The 15,525-nt window shown below is 45.6% G+C and carries 7 protein-coding genes; 5 read left to right on the plus strand and 2 right to left on the minus strand.

Annotated elements, in window-relative coordinates; translation table 11 throughout:
* Positions 1–75: 75 nt before the first annotated feature.
* A complete protein-coding gene (locus BLS49_RS19765) occupies positions 76–5,565 on the plus strand; it encodes a discoidin domain-containing protein (protein WP_091234936.1) in 5,490 nt (1,829 codons plus the stop codon).
* A gap of 304 nt (positions 5,566–5,869) precedes the next feature.
* On the plus strand, positions 5,870–8,311 hold the full coding sequence (locus BLS49_RS19770; RefSeq protein ID WP_091234938.1) for a glycoside hydrolase family 2 protein: 2,442 nt from the start codon (positions 5,870–5,872) through the stop codon (positions 8,309–8,311).
* A 206-nt stretch (positions 8,312–8,517) separates the two neighbouring features.
* Here the strand turns inward: BLS49_RS19770 and BLS49_RS19775 are convergent, their stop codons facing one another.
* Positions 8,518–9,351, minus strand: coding sequence for an AraC family transcriptional regulator (locus tag BLS49_RS19775; protein ID WP_091234940.1), 834 nt, complete (start codon positions 9,349–9,351; stop codon positions 8,518–8,520).
* A 368-nt stretch (positions 9,352–9,719) separates the two neighbouring features.
* Here BLS49_RS19775 and BLS49_RS19780 point away from each other — a divergent pair, with 368 nt between their 5' ends.
* The 3 genes from BLS49_RS19780 (at position 9,720) to BLS49_RS19790 (ending at position 14,778) form a co-directional block, all read left to right on the plus strand.
* Positions 9,720–12,098 carry a glycoside hydrolase family 95 protein gene (locus BLS49_RS19780; RefSeq protein ID WP_091234942.1) on the plus strand — a complete coding sequence of 793 codons (2,379 nt, stop codon included), beginning with the start codon at positions 9,720–9,722 and terminating at the stop codon, positions 12,096–12,098.
* Positions 12,099–12,562: 464 nt separating this feature from the next.
* Complete coding sequence (locus tag BLS49_RS19785; RefSeq protein ID WP_091234944.1) at positions 12,563–14,284, plus strand: proline--tRNA ligase; 1,722 nt, start codon at positions 12,563–12,565, stop codon at positions 14,282–14,284.
* Between the two features lie 20 nt (positions 14,285–14,304).
* Positions 14,305–14,778: a hypothetical protein gene (locus BLS49_RS19790; RefSeq protein ID WP_091234945.1), complete on the plus strand. Its 474-nt coding sequence runs from the start codon at positions 14,305–14,307 to the stop codon at positions 14,776–14,778.
* A 403-nt stretch (positions 14,779–15,181) separates the two neighbouring features.
* Here BLS49_RS19790 and BLS49_RS19795 read toward each other — a convergent pair.
* On the minus strand, positions 15,182–15,525 hold a 344-nt coding region (locus BLS49_RS19795; RefSeq protein ID WP_245742584.1), incomplete at its 5' end, for a transposase.

Below are 15,525 nucleotides of genomic sequence, written 5' to 3' on the forward strand. Positions count from 1 at the left end.
TTATTATGGTTTATATGAAAGCGCTTGCGAGTATTTAATAATGAATCGTGAGTTTTGGGTAAAGGAGATGAAAGTGTGTTGAAGAGTTTGTATTTTAGCAGAAGTATAAAAAGACCTGGTGTGATGTTATTGGTGTTTGCAATGCTAGTATCATCCTTACCGGTATTGTTAAGTTTTCCGGCCAAAGCTCAAGCGGCAACTACATTAGTGACGTATCCTGCACCTGAGGGGGTCACATTAAATAATACCTATACGGTAAAAGTCCGAGAACCTGGAGGCGAGTGGAACGATTTAGACGAATATAATACAAGAGTAGGATATGGAGCTACAGCCTCAAATGTTTCATTTGTTTATTTTGATACAAATGGTCCGGTAGAGCTATCTGTTACTGATAATACCGGAAACATTGAATCAGCGGAAATTCGGCCATCACATAATAACATTATTCCCGATATCAACGGCAATACAATGACCTTTACCATATCGGGTCCTGTGAAACTTTCGGTTGAGGTGAATGGCAATGTGCAAGACAACTTGCATATTTTTGCCAACCCGTTAGAGGTTAACCCGCCAAATCCCGATGATCCGGATGTGCTGTATGTAGCTCCTGGCACTACGTATACCCCAAGTCCCAGCGACCCAAGCATCATTTATGTTGCCCCGGGTTATCATACACAGGATTTTGTAGTGAAAAGTGGTAAAACACTTTACATCGCAGGTGGTGCGGCTATCAAAGGTGGAATTGTTTTGGATAATGCCACTAATGCCAAAGTCATCGGTCGTGGTGTACTTGATAGACCCTTGGAAAAAGCCATTTCAGCTGACTATACCAACCAAATCGTGATAGATGGAATCATTGCTAACAATTACGGAGTCGCAAATAATGGTGGCTACGGCGCTACATTCGGCAATGCCACCAATGTTCTCGTCAATAACTATAAAGCTTTCAGTTACATGAGATGGGGGGATGGCATTGATATATTTTCCTCCCACAATATCACCATCAATGATGTCTTTATGCGTACTAGTGATGATTCGATTGCAATATATAACGCACGTCCTAACGGCGGTAGAATCTGGTCGGGGAATTCAAACAATATCAACGTAACAAACTCGATTCTTATGCCCGGACTTGCTCATCCGATCAATATCGCGACTCACGGGGATCCAACGAAACCTGGAGAAGGCGAAACACTTGATACACTTAACTTTTCGAATCTGGATGTTCTGCTCGATAAGCCATACGGGGTAGGTCCGATTCGTCTGGATGCCAGTGACGGTAATTTGATAATCAATGTGAATTTTTCGGATATCCGGATCGAAGATCGAACTGTGGGGCTAGGCAAAGCTGTAGAGCTGCGTACAGACAAGAACGGTGGTTACGGCCTTGCGCCGGGGCGTGGCATTAACAACGTTTATTTCAAGAATGTTACCTATAATGGAACCAATGCAAACGGATCTAACATCTATGGTTATAACTCTACTCGTCTGACTCAAAATATAACATTTGAGAATTTGGTGATTAACGGAACTGTTGTTGAGAGTGCCGAGGCCGGAAACTTCAAGATTGGCAACTACACTCAGAATATTAATTTTATTCCTGGTGGAGGAGTTGCACCTAAATCGGCGGCAGAGATTCCTGCCCCTGTGCCGATTGATCTGGCGATTAATAAGACCGCAACTGTGGATAGTTCCGGTCATTCGTGGACAGTGGATCTGGGCTCGAGCATGAATATTACCAATGGCACTCAGGTCACGTGGGGAAATAGCGGAGTTGCCTATCCGTACAAGATTGAGACTTCCAATGACAATACCAACTGGACCTTAAAATCTGACAAGACCGATAATACTAACACGGATCAGGTTCAATCTGATGTCTTCCTTGATACCACCCGGTATGTCAGAATTACCGTGACCGGTCAGCCAAGCGGTGCTTCAGAAGGGCTTGTCGGATTCAAGGTGTTGGGGGAACCAACCAATCTGGCGCTGAGCAAGACCGCAAGTGCAGATAGTTCGGAATCGGAAAATCCGGCTTCCAATGGTAGCGATGGCAATCCAACCACCCTTTGGAGAGCTGCTGACGATGCAGTCGATCATTCGTTTACGGTTGATCTTGGCGTGAACAGGAATATTACCTATGGTACGCAGGTATCATGGCTTAATAGTGGCGTTGCCCACCAGTATAAGATTGAAACCTCCAAGGATGCTGCCGACTGGAACGTAGTGGTGGACAATACTGGTAATACCAGCACGGATCAGGTTCAAACTGATTATTTTATCGATACCGCCAGGTATGTAAAAATTACGGTTACCGGATTGCCGAGCGGTGCCAGAGCGGGCTTCTATGATTTCAAGGTATTCGGTGAACCTATCAATCTGGCGTTGAATAAACCCGCAAGTGCGGATAGTTCAGAGGCAGGCTATCCGGCTTCCAATGGGATTGATGCCAGTACGACGACTCGCTGGAGCGCTGCTGACCGTAAGACCGGCCATTGGTATATGGTTGATCTGGGCTCGGTTATGAAAATCACCGAAGGTACGCAGATCATGTGGGAGCGGCCTGAAGCTATCTATAAGTATAAGATTGAAACATCTACAGATGGTACTAATTGGACTACGAAAATTGACAAAGAGGCTAGTCAGTATAATCAGGGCAATACAAAAAGCGCCCAGGTTCAAGCCGACTACTTTACCGGAACAGCCCGGTATGTCAGACTTACCGTCTCCACTCTACCAGACGGTGCCAAGGCCAGCTTCTATGATTTCAAGGTATTCGGGGAGTCTGAGCAAGGAAATTACCAAGTCAGCTTTGATACAAATGGCGGCGAGCCTGCACTTGATGCTGTTACTGTACCGGATGGCTCTCTGGTTAATGAACCAACGAATAGCATTGAGAAAGATTACTTTACTTTTAAGGGATGGTATAACGGAGAGCAGAAGTGGGATTTCGCAAAGGATATTGTTACGAATGATATGGTATTAAAAGCGCATTGGGCGCTTGAATCGCCGGAAGATATCACGAACGTCGAGGTCATTGAGGATTCGACGGTTGTTAAGAAGGAATACCGGATCAACGATTCATTAAGCGTCGAAGGTTTAAGCTTGAAAGTATCCTGGAGCAATGGTAATGAGATTATTATCCCTGTAACTATGGATATGGTAAGCGGCTTTAACAGCAGCGCTCCTGCTGAAAGCCAGACGCTTACTGTAACCATTGATGACCGTACAGCGACTTATACAGTTTCGATTGTGAAACCGATTAAGATTGATGTGTATAACGAAGCAACGATTGTAGCCTCGCATCCACAGTGGGCACCCAGTGGCACCACTCCTGAGCCGAAGGAAGTAGTGGGATATCGTTTGTTTGACGGAGATACGAACACGGCTGGCGATTTGAACGCAGGGCGATCCTACTATGACATCGATTTCGGGGAGCTTCGCTCTGTTAAGCTTACTGACATCCGAATGCTGCCTCGTAACAAAGCCGACAATGTAAACAGGATGAACGGTGCGTATCTCCTTGGCTCCAACGACAAACAAACCTGGACCCGACTGACGAACAACGTCAGCAATGCAACATTGGGTACGTGGACAATATATGAGCCGGATGACATATTGGATCACGGAGCATACCGTTATTTCAGGCTGACAAATGACAGCAACTGGTTTGGTAACGTTGCGGAATTGGAGTTCTACGGCAAAATTATTCAGCCTCAATCTGTTGCAGTCAGCAGCGAATCAACGTATAAGACTCAATATCAGGTGGGCGAGCCGATTAGCGTAGAAGGATTGTCGCTTGCGGTAAACTGGAGTGACGGAAGCAAGACAACCGTTCCGGTAACAGCAGACATGGTCAGCGGCTTCAACAGCAATGCCGCGGTGGAAAGTCAGATACTGACTATCACATACGGAGGTCTTACCGCTACGTATACCGTCAGCATTGGGGCTGACCCTGGTGAAAAGGTCATTACCGGCATCTCGGTAAGCGATTCAGTCTACAAAACTGATTATAAAGTAGGAGAACCGCTGAATGTGACGGGACTTGCTCTGAATGTCAGTTGGAGCGACGAAAGCACAACAACCATTCCGGTAACAGTGGAAATGGTGAGCGGCTTCAACAGTAGCACTGCGGTGGAAAGTCAGATACTGACCATCACATACGGAGGCTTTACCGCTACGTACACCATCAGTATTGAGGAACTCCCAGCGGAAAAGGTCATTACTGGTATCACGGTAAGCGATTCGGTTTACAAAACCGAGTATAAAGTAGGAGAACCGCTGGATGTGACGGGGCTTACGCTTGATATCGCCTGGAGCGACGGAAGTAATACAGTCGTTCCGGTAACGGCGGAAATGGTAAGCGGCTTCAACAGCAGCGCCGCGGTGGAAAGCCAGATACTGACGATCACATACGGAGACTATACCGCCACGTACACTATCAGTATTGAGGCGCTCCCGACCGAAAAGGTCATGACCAGCATTGTGCTGAACAATTCGGGCTACAAAACCAGCTACTGGGTCGGCGAAGCACTGGATGTGACAGGACTTTCTCTCATTGTCAACTGGAGTGACGACACGACTACTACCGTCCCTGTAACAGCAGAAATGGTAAGCGGGTTTAATAGTAGTGCTCCTGCAGCCAATCAGACGCTGACCGTGAATTATGAAGGATTTCATGTCGTGTATACAGTATCTATTGTGTCCAGACCTGTCGTACAGCCGTCATCGGTTGTAGTTCAGCCGCCAGTTGTATACTATGTCGTCAGCTTTGATGCAAACGGAGGAACGCCTGCAGGAAGCGTAAAGGTTCAGTCGGGCTCAATGGTATCTTCGATGCCGACAAGCGAACGCGAGGGATACATTTTTGAAGGATGGTTTACGAACGGCGGAACGAAGTTTGCGAGCTCTACAAGAGTGTATTCCAATTTAACGCTTGTGGCTAAATGGAGCCGTACGGGAGAAAAGGCCAAGCCTGAAACTCCGGTAGTGCCGGGAACGACGGAGAAACCGAAGGTTCAGTTTACGGATGTGGCTGAATCGTACTGGGCAAAAAATGAGCTTGAACGTCTGATTGAAATGGGAGCTATATCCGGTTTTGAAGACGGAAGCTTCCGACCTGATGACTCTATTACGAGAGCGGAATTTTTGAAAATTGTAGTGACTGCGCTTGGCTTGAAAGCTTCTGGGACCATGGTGTTTGAGGATACCAACCAACATTGGGCTAAGGATTATATTTCTACTGCCGGTGCTTTGGACATTATCTCTGGCAGAAGCAAAGAAACTTTTGCACCGGATGCAAAAGTTACCAGACAGGAAATGTCGGTTATTCTGGCTCGTGCTGGTAAGCTGACCCCGAAATCCGAGGATTCGTCAAACCGTTACACCGACCAAGGGGAAATAGCTGATTGGGCAAGCAAAGCCATTAACGCTATGACAGATGCAAGCATAACGAACGGCTATCCGGATGGAAGCTTTAAGCCTGACCAAACGGCGACAAGGGCGCAAGCTGCTGTCATGATCGTAAGATTGCTGGATTACCTCCAATCTCAGAAGCAGTCCGAGTGACTCTAACCAAGGAATAGTAGTCCTGCTGCCAAAAAGGCTGCAAGTGGATGGAAATTTCGGGCTAATGTATTATTACTAAGCAAGATAGGGCTCTCTTTAATAGATAGCCCTATTTTTGCTTTCTCTGTTCATGATTGAGGTAGAAGGGGGTATATCGTAATTTTGTTTTATTAATATAAAAATTCTGCTATTTTAGTTGGGTTTATTAACAATTATAATAAGAATAAAGTTGAAGTACATTGCCGTTCAGCAGTGGGCCATTGCCTTGCTCAAGGTGGGTAGTAGCGTGAAAGGATGAAGAGAATTGAAATCGTTCGCTAACCGGATTGAAACATTGATTAATGATAGCTGGAAATTTTCCTATGGAGACTGTATAGAAGGCAAGGATAAGGATTTTGACGACACGGCTTGGTATGATATCGGTATTCCGCATTCATTCGGTACCCCCTATTTTATGGAAAATGAATTTTATGTAGGCTATGGCAGCTACCGCAAGGAGCTTCAAATTGATCGGGAATGGATAGGGAAGACGATTCTGCTTGAGTTTCAGGCTGCCTTTCAAGAAGCAGAGATTTATCTGAACGGACAATTTGCCGGCAGCCACAAAGGTGGTTACACAGCATTTGTGATCGACATTTCCACTCTGGCTCTGGAAGGGACGAATCTGTTGTTTGTAAGGCTGAATAATCTATGGAATCCACGGCTTGCTCCGCGCGCGGGAGAACATGTATTTAATGGAGGACTCTACCGGGATGTCAGTCTTATTATCACGGATCCTCTGCATATCGAGTGGTATGGCACTCATGTGACCACACCGGAAGTATCGGCTGACCGGGCCGTCTTGAACATAGAGACTGAAGTCGTCAATGCGAACCTGCATCCAGTGAAGTGCAAGCTGGTATCGAGAATTGAATATGAGGGAGTAACTGTGTTTGAAACCGTAGCAGAATCGGATGTCCTGCAACCTGGACAAAGCCTGATTTTTAAGCAGACGGGAATTGTAGATCAGCCAAATCTCTGGCATCCGGATACTCCGCATCTGTACACGCTAACCAGCCAATTGTATGAGAATGGCTTGTTAAAAGACGACTATACTACGACATTTGGTATCCGCTGGTTCTATTTCGATGCCAAGAAGGGTTTTTTTCTTAACGGCAGCCACTATGACATTCTGGGAGCCAACGTGCATCAGGATCATGCGGGGTGGGGCGACGCTGTTACCCGTGCGGGAATGCGGCGTGATGTGAAGCTGATCAAGGATTGCGGGATGAACTTTATACGCGGATCACACTATCCCCATCATCCTTATTTTGCGGCAGAATGCGACAAACAGGGCATTCTGTTCTGGTCGGAGCTGTGCTTCTGGGGAGTAGGGGGAGCTAATGTTGAAGGGTATTGGACAGCAAGCGCTTACCCGATTCATGAAGAAGACAAAGCCGAGTTTAAAGAGAGCTGTTTGATGACACTCCGCGAAATGATCCGAACGAACCGGAATCACCCAAGCATTATCGTATGGAGCATGTGCAACGAGCCTTTCTTCAGCAATGAAGAAGTCATGGAAGATGCGCGTGCATTGATCGTTCGTTTAGTGGAGGAAAGCCACCGGTTAGATCCCGCCCGTCCGGCTGCTGTCGGAGGCGCCCAGAGAGAGGGGGTTGACGCATTAGGCGATCTGGCTGGCTATAACGGCGACGGAGCGTCGCTGTATATCGATCCCGGATTTCCGAGTTTTGTGTCAGAATATGGCAGCACAATCGATTGGCGGCCAGGGGAGTATACCCCGAGTTACACGGATAGGGTTGAGCGGAATCCGCAATGGCGTTCGGGCAAGGCTCTATGGTGCGGATTTCATCATGGAAGCTTTGTCTTCGATATGGGCTCTATGGGGATGATTGATTACCACCGACTACCTTTGGGTTCCTGGTATTGGTACCGAAACGAGCTTCTGGGAATAGCTCCTCCTCCTGAAATCCGGGAAGGGGTGCCGTACGCGCTCAGGCTTACAGCCGACAAGTATGTGATGGGAACCGACGGTACGGACGATGCGCATTTAATCGTTGAATTGCTGGATGAGCAAGGAAATCGGATAAGCAACACGATTGAAGTTACATTAGAAATCGTGCAGGGCGGGGCTATTTTCCCTACCGGAAGAACGCTGGTGCTTTCCCCGGAGAATGGCAGCTTCCTGGATGGAGCGGGTGCGATCGAAGTGCGTTCCTATTATGCGGGAAATAATCAGATCGTGGCCAGAGCTGAAGGGGTTCAGTTCGCATCAATTGATCTGATGACTGAAGGTGAACAGGCATGGTCAGGACAGATGATCCACATTCAGACAGGACCACCCGATGTACAGAAAATACCAAGCAGCGGTGAGAGCACAAATATAGCGAAAAGTCGTCCCGTATTTTGCAGCAGCTATGCACTGGAGCATCCGGCGATGAATGTTGCGGACGGAAGAGAGGACACATGCTGGGAAGCGAATGATTCCGATTCCGGTCAATGGGTTATGGTGGACTTGGAAGGAAGGAAAAATGCAGAGGGGGCTGTTATCGCTTTTGCGGAATCTTCTCAGGATGATGTGGAGGTTTCTTATTCGTATGACGGCAAGCTGTTCAAAAGATTATTTTTCGGTAATCTTTCGGATAAGCCTTCTATCGAAGTGGATTTATCAGGAGGGCTCAGGTATCTGAAAGTTTATTTTCCACAGAATCCGGTTGCAGTGAAGCATATTGAGATCTTTGATTGACTATCAGACGAGTTCAAAGAAAAAAGCAGTGCATTAACGAGATACCCGTACTACTGCATGGCTAAACCTCGTTAGCTATTGATTTAATGGTCTTCTGATCCTACGGATTGGAAGGCTTTTTTTATTTGGATAAAGGCGGTCAGCCTCTGAAGCATTGACAATATTAATGGGAGTCCCCCAGTGAGTTGGGTAGACTCCGTCCACGCTCACTTGAAGTGAATATTGCGAAATTCGGTCGGCGTCATGCCTTCCATATGCATAAAAGTTTTGTTATAGTAGCTGACGCTCGGATAGCCGGAACTGATGGCAATCTCCTTAATTGCCATATCAGGATGTCCAAGCAGCAACTGTTTGCTGTGTTGAATACGGCATTTTGTAATGTAGGAAAGAGGCGTCACACGGGTTACTCTTTTGAAGAGACTACAGAAATAATTGGGAGTTAAATTCAGCTTGTCCGCCCATTCATTCAATTCAAAAGGGAGGTGGGCGTTTTTTTGCATAGTTGGAAGAATCTGAATGATTTTATCTACGTTTTGCGTTCCTCTTTTGCTGCTGAAAGGAATGGCTTTACTGACAAATTCAATAAGCACCGCGTAAGTGAGGGCGGATAATTTGGCCGGTTGCAAAAAATTGTTTGCTTTCATCTCGTCCAGCAATTCGCAAAAAGCTTGTTCCAGCCAGTTTAGATCGTTCATATACCATATAGAAGTTTCATGGAACCCTCTTTCGAGTAGAAAATCTGAAAGATTGCTTCCATTGAACTGCATCCAATAAATTACCCAGGGGTCGTTCTCTGATGAGTAATAACGCATGTTCTGGTATGGACAATGAAAAAAGATATCTCCTTGTTTTAAGGTATGGACTGAGTCGTGAAGCTCGATATAGCCTTTCCCGCTTGTTACGAAATGTAAGCTGAAATCTTTGACTCCCCCCGGACGTGTGACATTATGATCAATAGTTCTTGTATATTTGCCGGCAGAGTGAGGGAAACAGAAAAAGTTGTATTCCTCAAAAGAGGGCAGAAAGTAATGGCAGTACAAGAGGTGTTCACTCCGATCATTAACGTAATTTTATTATAGTATCTCTATCATATTCATTTCCAATATACGTTGCAACACGAGCTTAGGTGAGAAGTTATTTTATTAATATTGTTATATTTTATAATTAGATGAAAAATCGAGTTGATTCCTAATTAAATAGGCGGTGAAAAACGCTGACAATCTAATAACTATCTCCTTGTTAAGCGGATTTATTTTCTTTTAAAAAAGTAATTTTGTTATATCGTTTGTAATATTATATTATTTATTCAACATCACAAGGAAGGTTATAATGGAAGAAAATCATAATGTAGTGTTACTGAAGACAACAGATTTCAGTTGATCGAAATTAATGTGGAGGTTACATATCAATGAACATTCAATTTTCTTCCCCTGCCGCGTATTGGGTGGAGGCGCTTCCTGTTGGCAACGGTAGACTTGGTGCAATGATCTTCGGTGGGATTAAGAAGGAACGGCTTGCCTTGAACGAGGATACGCTCTGGTCAGGTTATCCAACAGATTGGGATAATCAGAAAGCGAAGGAAGTCCTTCCAAAGGTAAGAGAGCTTATCAAGCAGCAAAAGTATAGAGAAGCCGACCAGTTGTGCAAGCAGATGATGGGACCTTATACGCAATCCTACCTACCGTTCGGAGATTTGCACATTTTGATGGAACACGGCCAGTTAAGCGGAAGTCATTACAGCCGAAAACTGGAGCTATCTTCTGGAATCGTCACCGTTTCGTACACGATCGGTGGGGTTCGATACACCCGTGAAATCTTTGCGTCTTATCCCGATCAAGTCATTGTTGTACGCTTGTCGGCTAGCAAGGAGGGGAGCCTCAGTTTCCGTGCGAGACTGGACAGTCCGCTCCGTTATTCAACAAAGGTGGACGGGGATCACTATACGATATCGGGAACAGCTCCGGATTATGTGGCTCCCAATTATCACGACGTCGAAGATCCCGTTCGCTACACCGCCCCTGAATCCTCTCCAAGCTTGAAATATCATGGCCGGCTGGCTGCTGAACAGAAAGGCGGTGCATTGGAAGTCGATGCGGACGGCCTCCGTATTGTCGATGCGACGGAAGCAATCCTCTATTTCAGTGCAGCGACTACATTTGATCCGTGTACTGGTGCAATCAGTGCGGTGCGGAATCCAACTAAGCTGACTGCAGAAACTATTGGTGCGTTAAAAGGGGAAAATTATGCTGAGGTTCGCAGCCACCATGTGAGCGATTTTCGCAAATTGTTCGACAGAGTTGAACTGCATTTAGGCGAAGGACTCGCACCTGACGACTTACCAATTAACCGGCGGATTGCAGAATATGGAAGTAGCGACCCGGGTCTGGTAGAGCTTTTGTTCCATTACGGACGTTATCTGCTGATTGCATGCTCTCGAACGGGAACCCAGCCGGCCAATCTTCAAGGTATATGGAACGAAGAGACTCGGGCGCCTTGGAGCAGTAATTATACGCTCAATATAAATGTTGAGATGAACTATTGGCCAGCGGAGACCTGCAATATGGCCGAATTGCACGAGCCCTTGATAGATTTTATCAGCAGGCTTGCCGTTAACGGCAAGAAAACTGCAGCGACGAATTACGGTGCCAGAGGATGGGTAGCTCACCACAACTCCGATTTGTGGGCACAGAGCGCTCCAGTAGGAGACTATGGCGACGGAGACCCTGTTTGGGCATTTTGGCCCATGGGTGGCGTATGGCTAACTCAGCATCTTTGGGAGCATTATGCGTTTAGCGGGGACGAGTTCTATTTGAGGGATACGGCTTATCCGATTATGAAGGAAGCGGCTATGTTCTGTCTGGATTGGATGATTGAGAGCAAGGACGGATATTTAATCACATCTCCCGCCACGTCTCCTGAGCAGAAATTCAAGATAAGGGAGGACCTTTGTGCCGCTAGCGAAGCAACAACCATGGATCTTTCCCTGATTACGGAGTTGTTCGATAACTGCATTCAATCGTCGGAGGTATTAAACCTGGACGAAGAGTTTGCCAAAATCCTCCAGAAGGCTAAAAGCCGGATGCTGCCACTGCAGATCGGAGCACAAGGACAGCTTCAGGAATGGTCTAATGATTTCGAAGGTGAAGACGTCCATCATCGACATGTCTCTCATCTGATAGGTGTGTACCCCGGACGGCTCATTACTGAGAAAAGAACTCCTGAATTATTCCAAGCCGCGCGACGCTCACTTGAAATACGCGGCGACGGGGGAACAGGCTGGAGTCTGGGCTGGAAAATCGGCCTGTGGGCGAGATTCAAGGACGGCGACCGGGCAGAACAGCTGATTTCCAATCTTCTGACGCTGGTGAAACCGAATGAACCGATCCATCGTGAGCAAGGCGGTGTGTATCCTAATTTGTTCGACGCCCATCCTCCATTCCAAATCGACGGCAATTTTGCGGCGACAGCGGGAATCGCTGAGATGCTTTTGCAGTCCCATCAAGGCTATTTTGAATTTCTGCCCGCATTGCCCAAACGCTGGCAGGAGGGCTTCGTTAAGGGGCTGAGAGCCCGCGGCGGATTTGAGGTCAGCTTGAAATGGAAAAACGGCCAGGTAGCAGAAGCAGATATCGTTTCTCATCTTGGAGAGGTGTGCTCCGTTCTCAGCAGCACGCCTGTGTCGGTCGGGGAAGGCGTTTCGAAGAAGCGAGTAGAGGCCGCTTCGAACGGGCTGATAGAATTTCCGACAAAAGCCGGAGAGAAGTATGTACTGACCTTCATGGAATAAGCGGAGCGGTTTGTAAGCTTGTTGAATTCAGGATCAAGCCTGCATGAGTATCTGGACATCATCAAAATGGAGTGGAAGTGATCTGTCAAACAAGTGTAAGAAGCGAGAGAATACAAAGAGCGTCTCAGAAGAGGCTCTAAGATTGTCGAGAAACCCACATCTTTCAGTGTAGGGTTTCTCTTTTTAATAATATTGGTTGAAAAACAACTTTTACCCTATCATTAACGGCATTGTTCAATTTGCTAAGAATCGGGTAGTGGTAAAGTAAAGTCTGGGGTAATACAAATAACGTCATGTGATTACTGTAAAACGCAGTGCGGAAAAGCTGGGCTTCAGGCCTATCTGCACTGCGTTTTTATTTATTTCTAAATTGGGATATATTTACTCAGTATATCTATTCAAGTATATTAAATGGAATAGATTGAATTAGCTATCTTATCGTGATTAACGGGGGGCAGTTTAAGATGCGACAAAGCAAGTTGTTACTAAATACATTACGTGAAGCACCTTCTGAAGCAGAAGTCATTAGTCACCAGCTCATGCTGAGAGGAGGCTTCATTCGGCAGCTGGCTGCGGGTATTTATAGTTATCTACCTCTTGGCAGACGTGTACTTCGTAAGGTAGAACAAATCATTAGGGAAGAAATGGACCGGACAAGCGCACAGGAAATTCTTATGCCTGCCATGCAGCCTACAGAGCTGTGGAAGGAGTCTGGAAGATATTCGATATATGGGCCTGAATTAATTCGTCTGCATGATCGACATGATCGTGAATTTGCACTGGGGCCGACTCATGAAGAAGTAGTAACAGCATTAGTGAGGAATGAAGTTAGTTCATATCGGAAATTGCCGGTAACCCTGTATCAGATCCAGACTAAATTTCGTGATGAACGAAGACCAAGATCCGGTCTGCTGCGGGGAAGAGAGTTTTTAATGAAGGATGCGTATTCCTTTGATACAGATTGGTCAGGATTAGATGAGTCCTATCGAAAAATGTATGAGGCATATCATCAAATTTTCAATAGAATTGGACTGAATTTCCGTGCTGTTGAGGCTGATGCCGGAGCGATTGGTGGAGAAGGAGAGACACATGAGTTCATGGCGCTCACAGAAATCGGTGAGGATACCATTGTGACCTGTAATTGCTGCGATTATATCGCCAATCTGGAAAAAGCTGAATCACGAGCACCGCTATCATCCGATTTAATCATTTGTGCAGATAGGGTGAAGGAAAAGGTACATACTCCGAATGCTCGTACAATCGAAGAATTAACAGAATTCCTGAACGTAGAGAAACAGAACATAGTTAAAACGATGATTTATCTGGTAGATGGTAATCCTGTAGCGGTTTTAGTGCGGGGTGACCACGAAGTTAATGAGGTTAAAGTGAAAAACTATTTTGGTGCAGAAAATATTGAAATAGCTGACGACCATGCCATTAGCTCAAAGTTAGGGGTTCCGGTCGGTTTTATCGGTCCAGTTGGTCTGCAAATTCCTCTGCTGGTTGATGTTAATGTGGTGAATATGCCTGCGATTATCGTTGGAGCGAATGAACAAGATTTTCACTATATAAATATTCAACCTCATAAAGATTTCGCGATGGAGCATGTGGGTGATTTCCGTAATGTGTCTGAAGGAGACAGTTGTCCTAGATGTGAGCAGGGTAACTTGCAGTTTTATCGTGGAATAGAGATAGGGCATGTCTTTAAGCTAGGAACTAAGTATAGTGAAAAGCTTGGCGCGACCTACCTTGATTCATCAGGCAAGGAGCAAACTATGATTATGGGATGTTACGGGATAGGAGTCTCCCGGATTCTCTCAGCGGTAGTAGAACAAAGTCATGATGAGCATGGCATGGTTTGGCCAATCTCCATTGCCCCTTTCCATGTGCATTTGGTTCCAATATCAGTTAAAGATGAAGTGCAAATGAATGTGGTAGAGCAACTGTATCAGCAATTGAGCAAACATGGGGTGGAAGTTTTAGTCGATGATCGGGAGGAGCGGCCTGGAGTGAAATTCAAGGATTCCGACTTGATTGGAATACCGATCAGAATTGTTATAGGAAAAGATGCGGCTCAAGGATTGGTGGAATTCGTAGAACGTGGAGCGGGGCACAAAACAACCATCGAGGCAGATCAGGTGCTTCAACTTTGTCTTGAACGTGATCCTATAGCCCCGAGGAGGTAATCATTCTGAGGAAAATAAACATGATGATACTACTTTCCATAATTATATCTTGCTCGGTTCTTCCGTTCTCTAGTGCTGCAAACAGCTCTAATTATTCGGAATGGCTTCTCGATGAGAGCGCCAGCGTACTTTCGCTAACACCAGAAAAAACTTTGCTAGTAGATAAAATTAATAAGCAAATTCAAGTGCTGGACTTAGCACAGGAAAAGGTAGTGTGGAGCAAAAAGTTCCCTATTATTTATGATAGTCAGGTATTGTTGAATCCTGCGAAGATCGTTGTAATTACCGCTGAAAACAATAAGCTGAAAAAAGTAACCCTCTCTACAGATGGGCGTGTGATCTCCGAGCAAGTATTTTCTAATATCCAATTGGCTGGAGATGCGAAAGTTAGTTGGTCTCCAAAGGCGGGGCAGAACAAGGAAGCGATAGCAGTAGCGTTGGATGGGAAATTAAACATCTATCAATATCCATGGAAAAAGCCTGACGTTATGTAACGCGCAACTTCACTTCAACAGAATCGAATTGGAGCGCAAGTTATTTTAATCATCGACTGACCTTAATAGATTCTGAGCAGAACAAATTATCGGTATTGGATCAAAAAGGGAATGTGATTAATGATATTCCGTTGATCTTTTCTAACAAGGGATTAAGCGGGAAGCTTATCGGTTATTATGAAGATCAATTCTATATGTTAGCTCGTGGAGAGGGTGGACATATAGAATTGATAGAAACCTCTATGAAATAATGTGATGGGACAAAATGCAGAAAGGGTGTCCAATGAGTAGAATTTTATGCACATGTGTTCTGTGTTCGAAGTAAGTATTTTTTCTGGTAAAGATGCAAAAATGCAGGAATTTTTTGTGAAATAGGCTTGTGTGGAGCGAAAAAATGCAAAAGTCAGGCTGTTGAGATACCCCTACTTTTAAACTTAGTATCGAAAGAAAAATGAAAATGAAGATGTAAAATACTATACGAAATCTTGTGCATATTCGAGATAGTCCTTCTGGAAAGGTGGAGGGCTATCTTCTTAATGTTCTGTGCAGTTGCGGTTAGCAACGCTTGAATCTGTACATTTTCTCTGCCCCGAAACCGGCAATAGCGAAGCCCGTGGAGCACTTTGGCATCCGCGAAGCTTCGCTCTATAGTTTGGCATCGTATGGCGTAAGCGGCTTTTCCTGCATCACTTTGCCGGTATTTTGCTACTTTTTCCTTGTCGCTCTCCCAAATGTGGCGTTGTACGG

Source organism: Fontibacillus panacisegetis, from assembly GCF_900102215.1.
Lineage (GTDB): Bacteria > Bacillota > Bacilli > Paenibacillales > Paenibacillaceae > Fontibacillus > Fontibacillus panacisegetis.

Bases quoted from the DNA above. Each gene is read 5' to 3' on its own strand.
- BLS49_RS19780 (WP_091234942.1), top strand. From the start codon at position 9,720: ATGAACATTCAATTTTCTTCCCCTGCCGCGTATTGGGTGGAGGCGCTT.
- BLS49_RS19785 (WP_091234944.1), top strand. From the start codon at position 12,563: ATGCGACAAAGCAAGTTGTTACTAAATACATTACGTGAAGCACCTTCT.
- BLS49_RS19790 (WP_091234945.1), top strand. From the start codon at position 14,305: ATGATGATACTACTTTCCATAATTATATCTTGCTCGGTTCTTCCGTTC.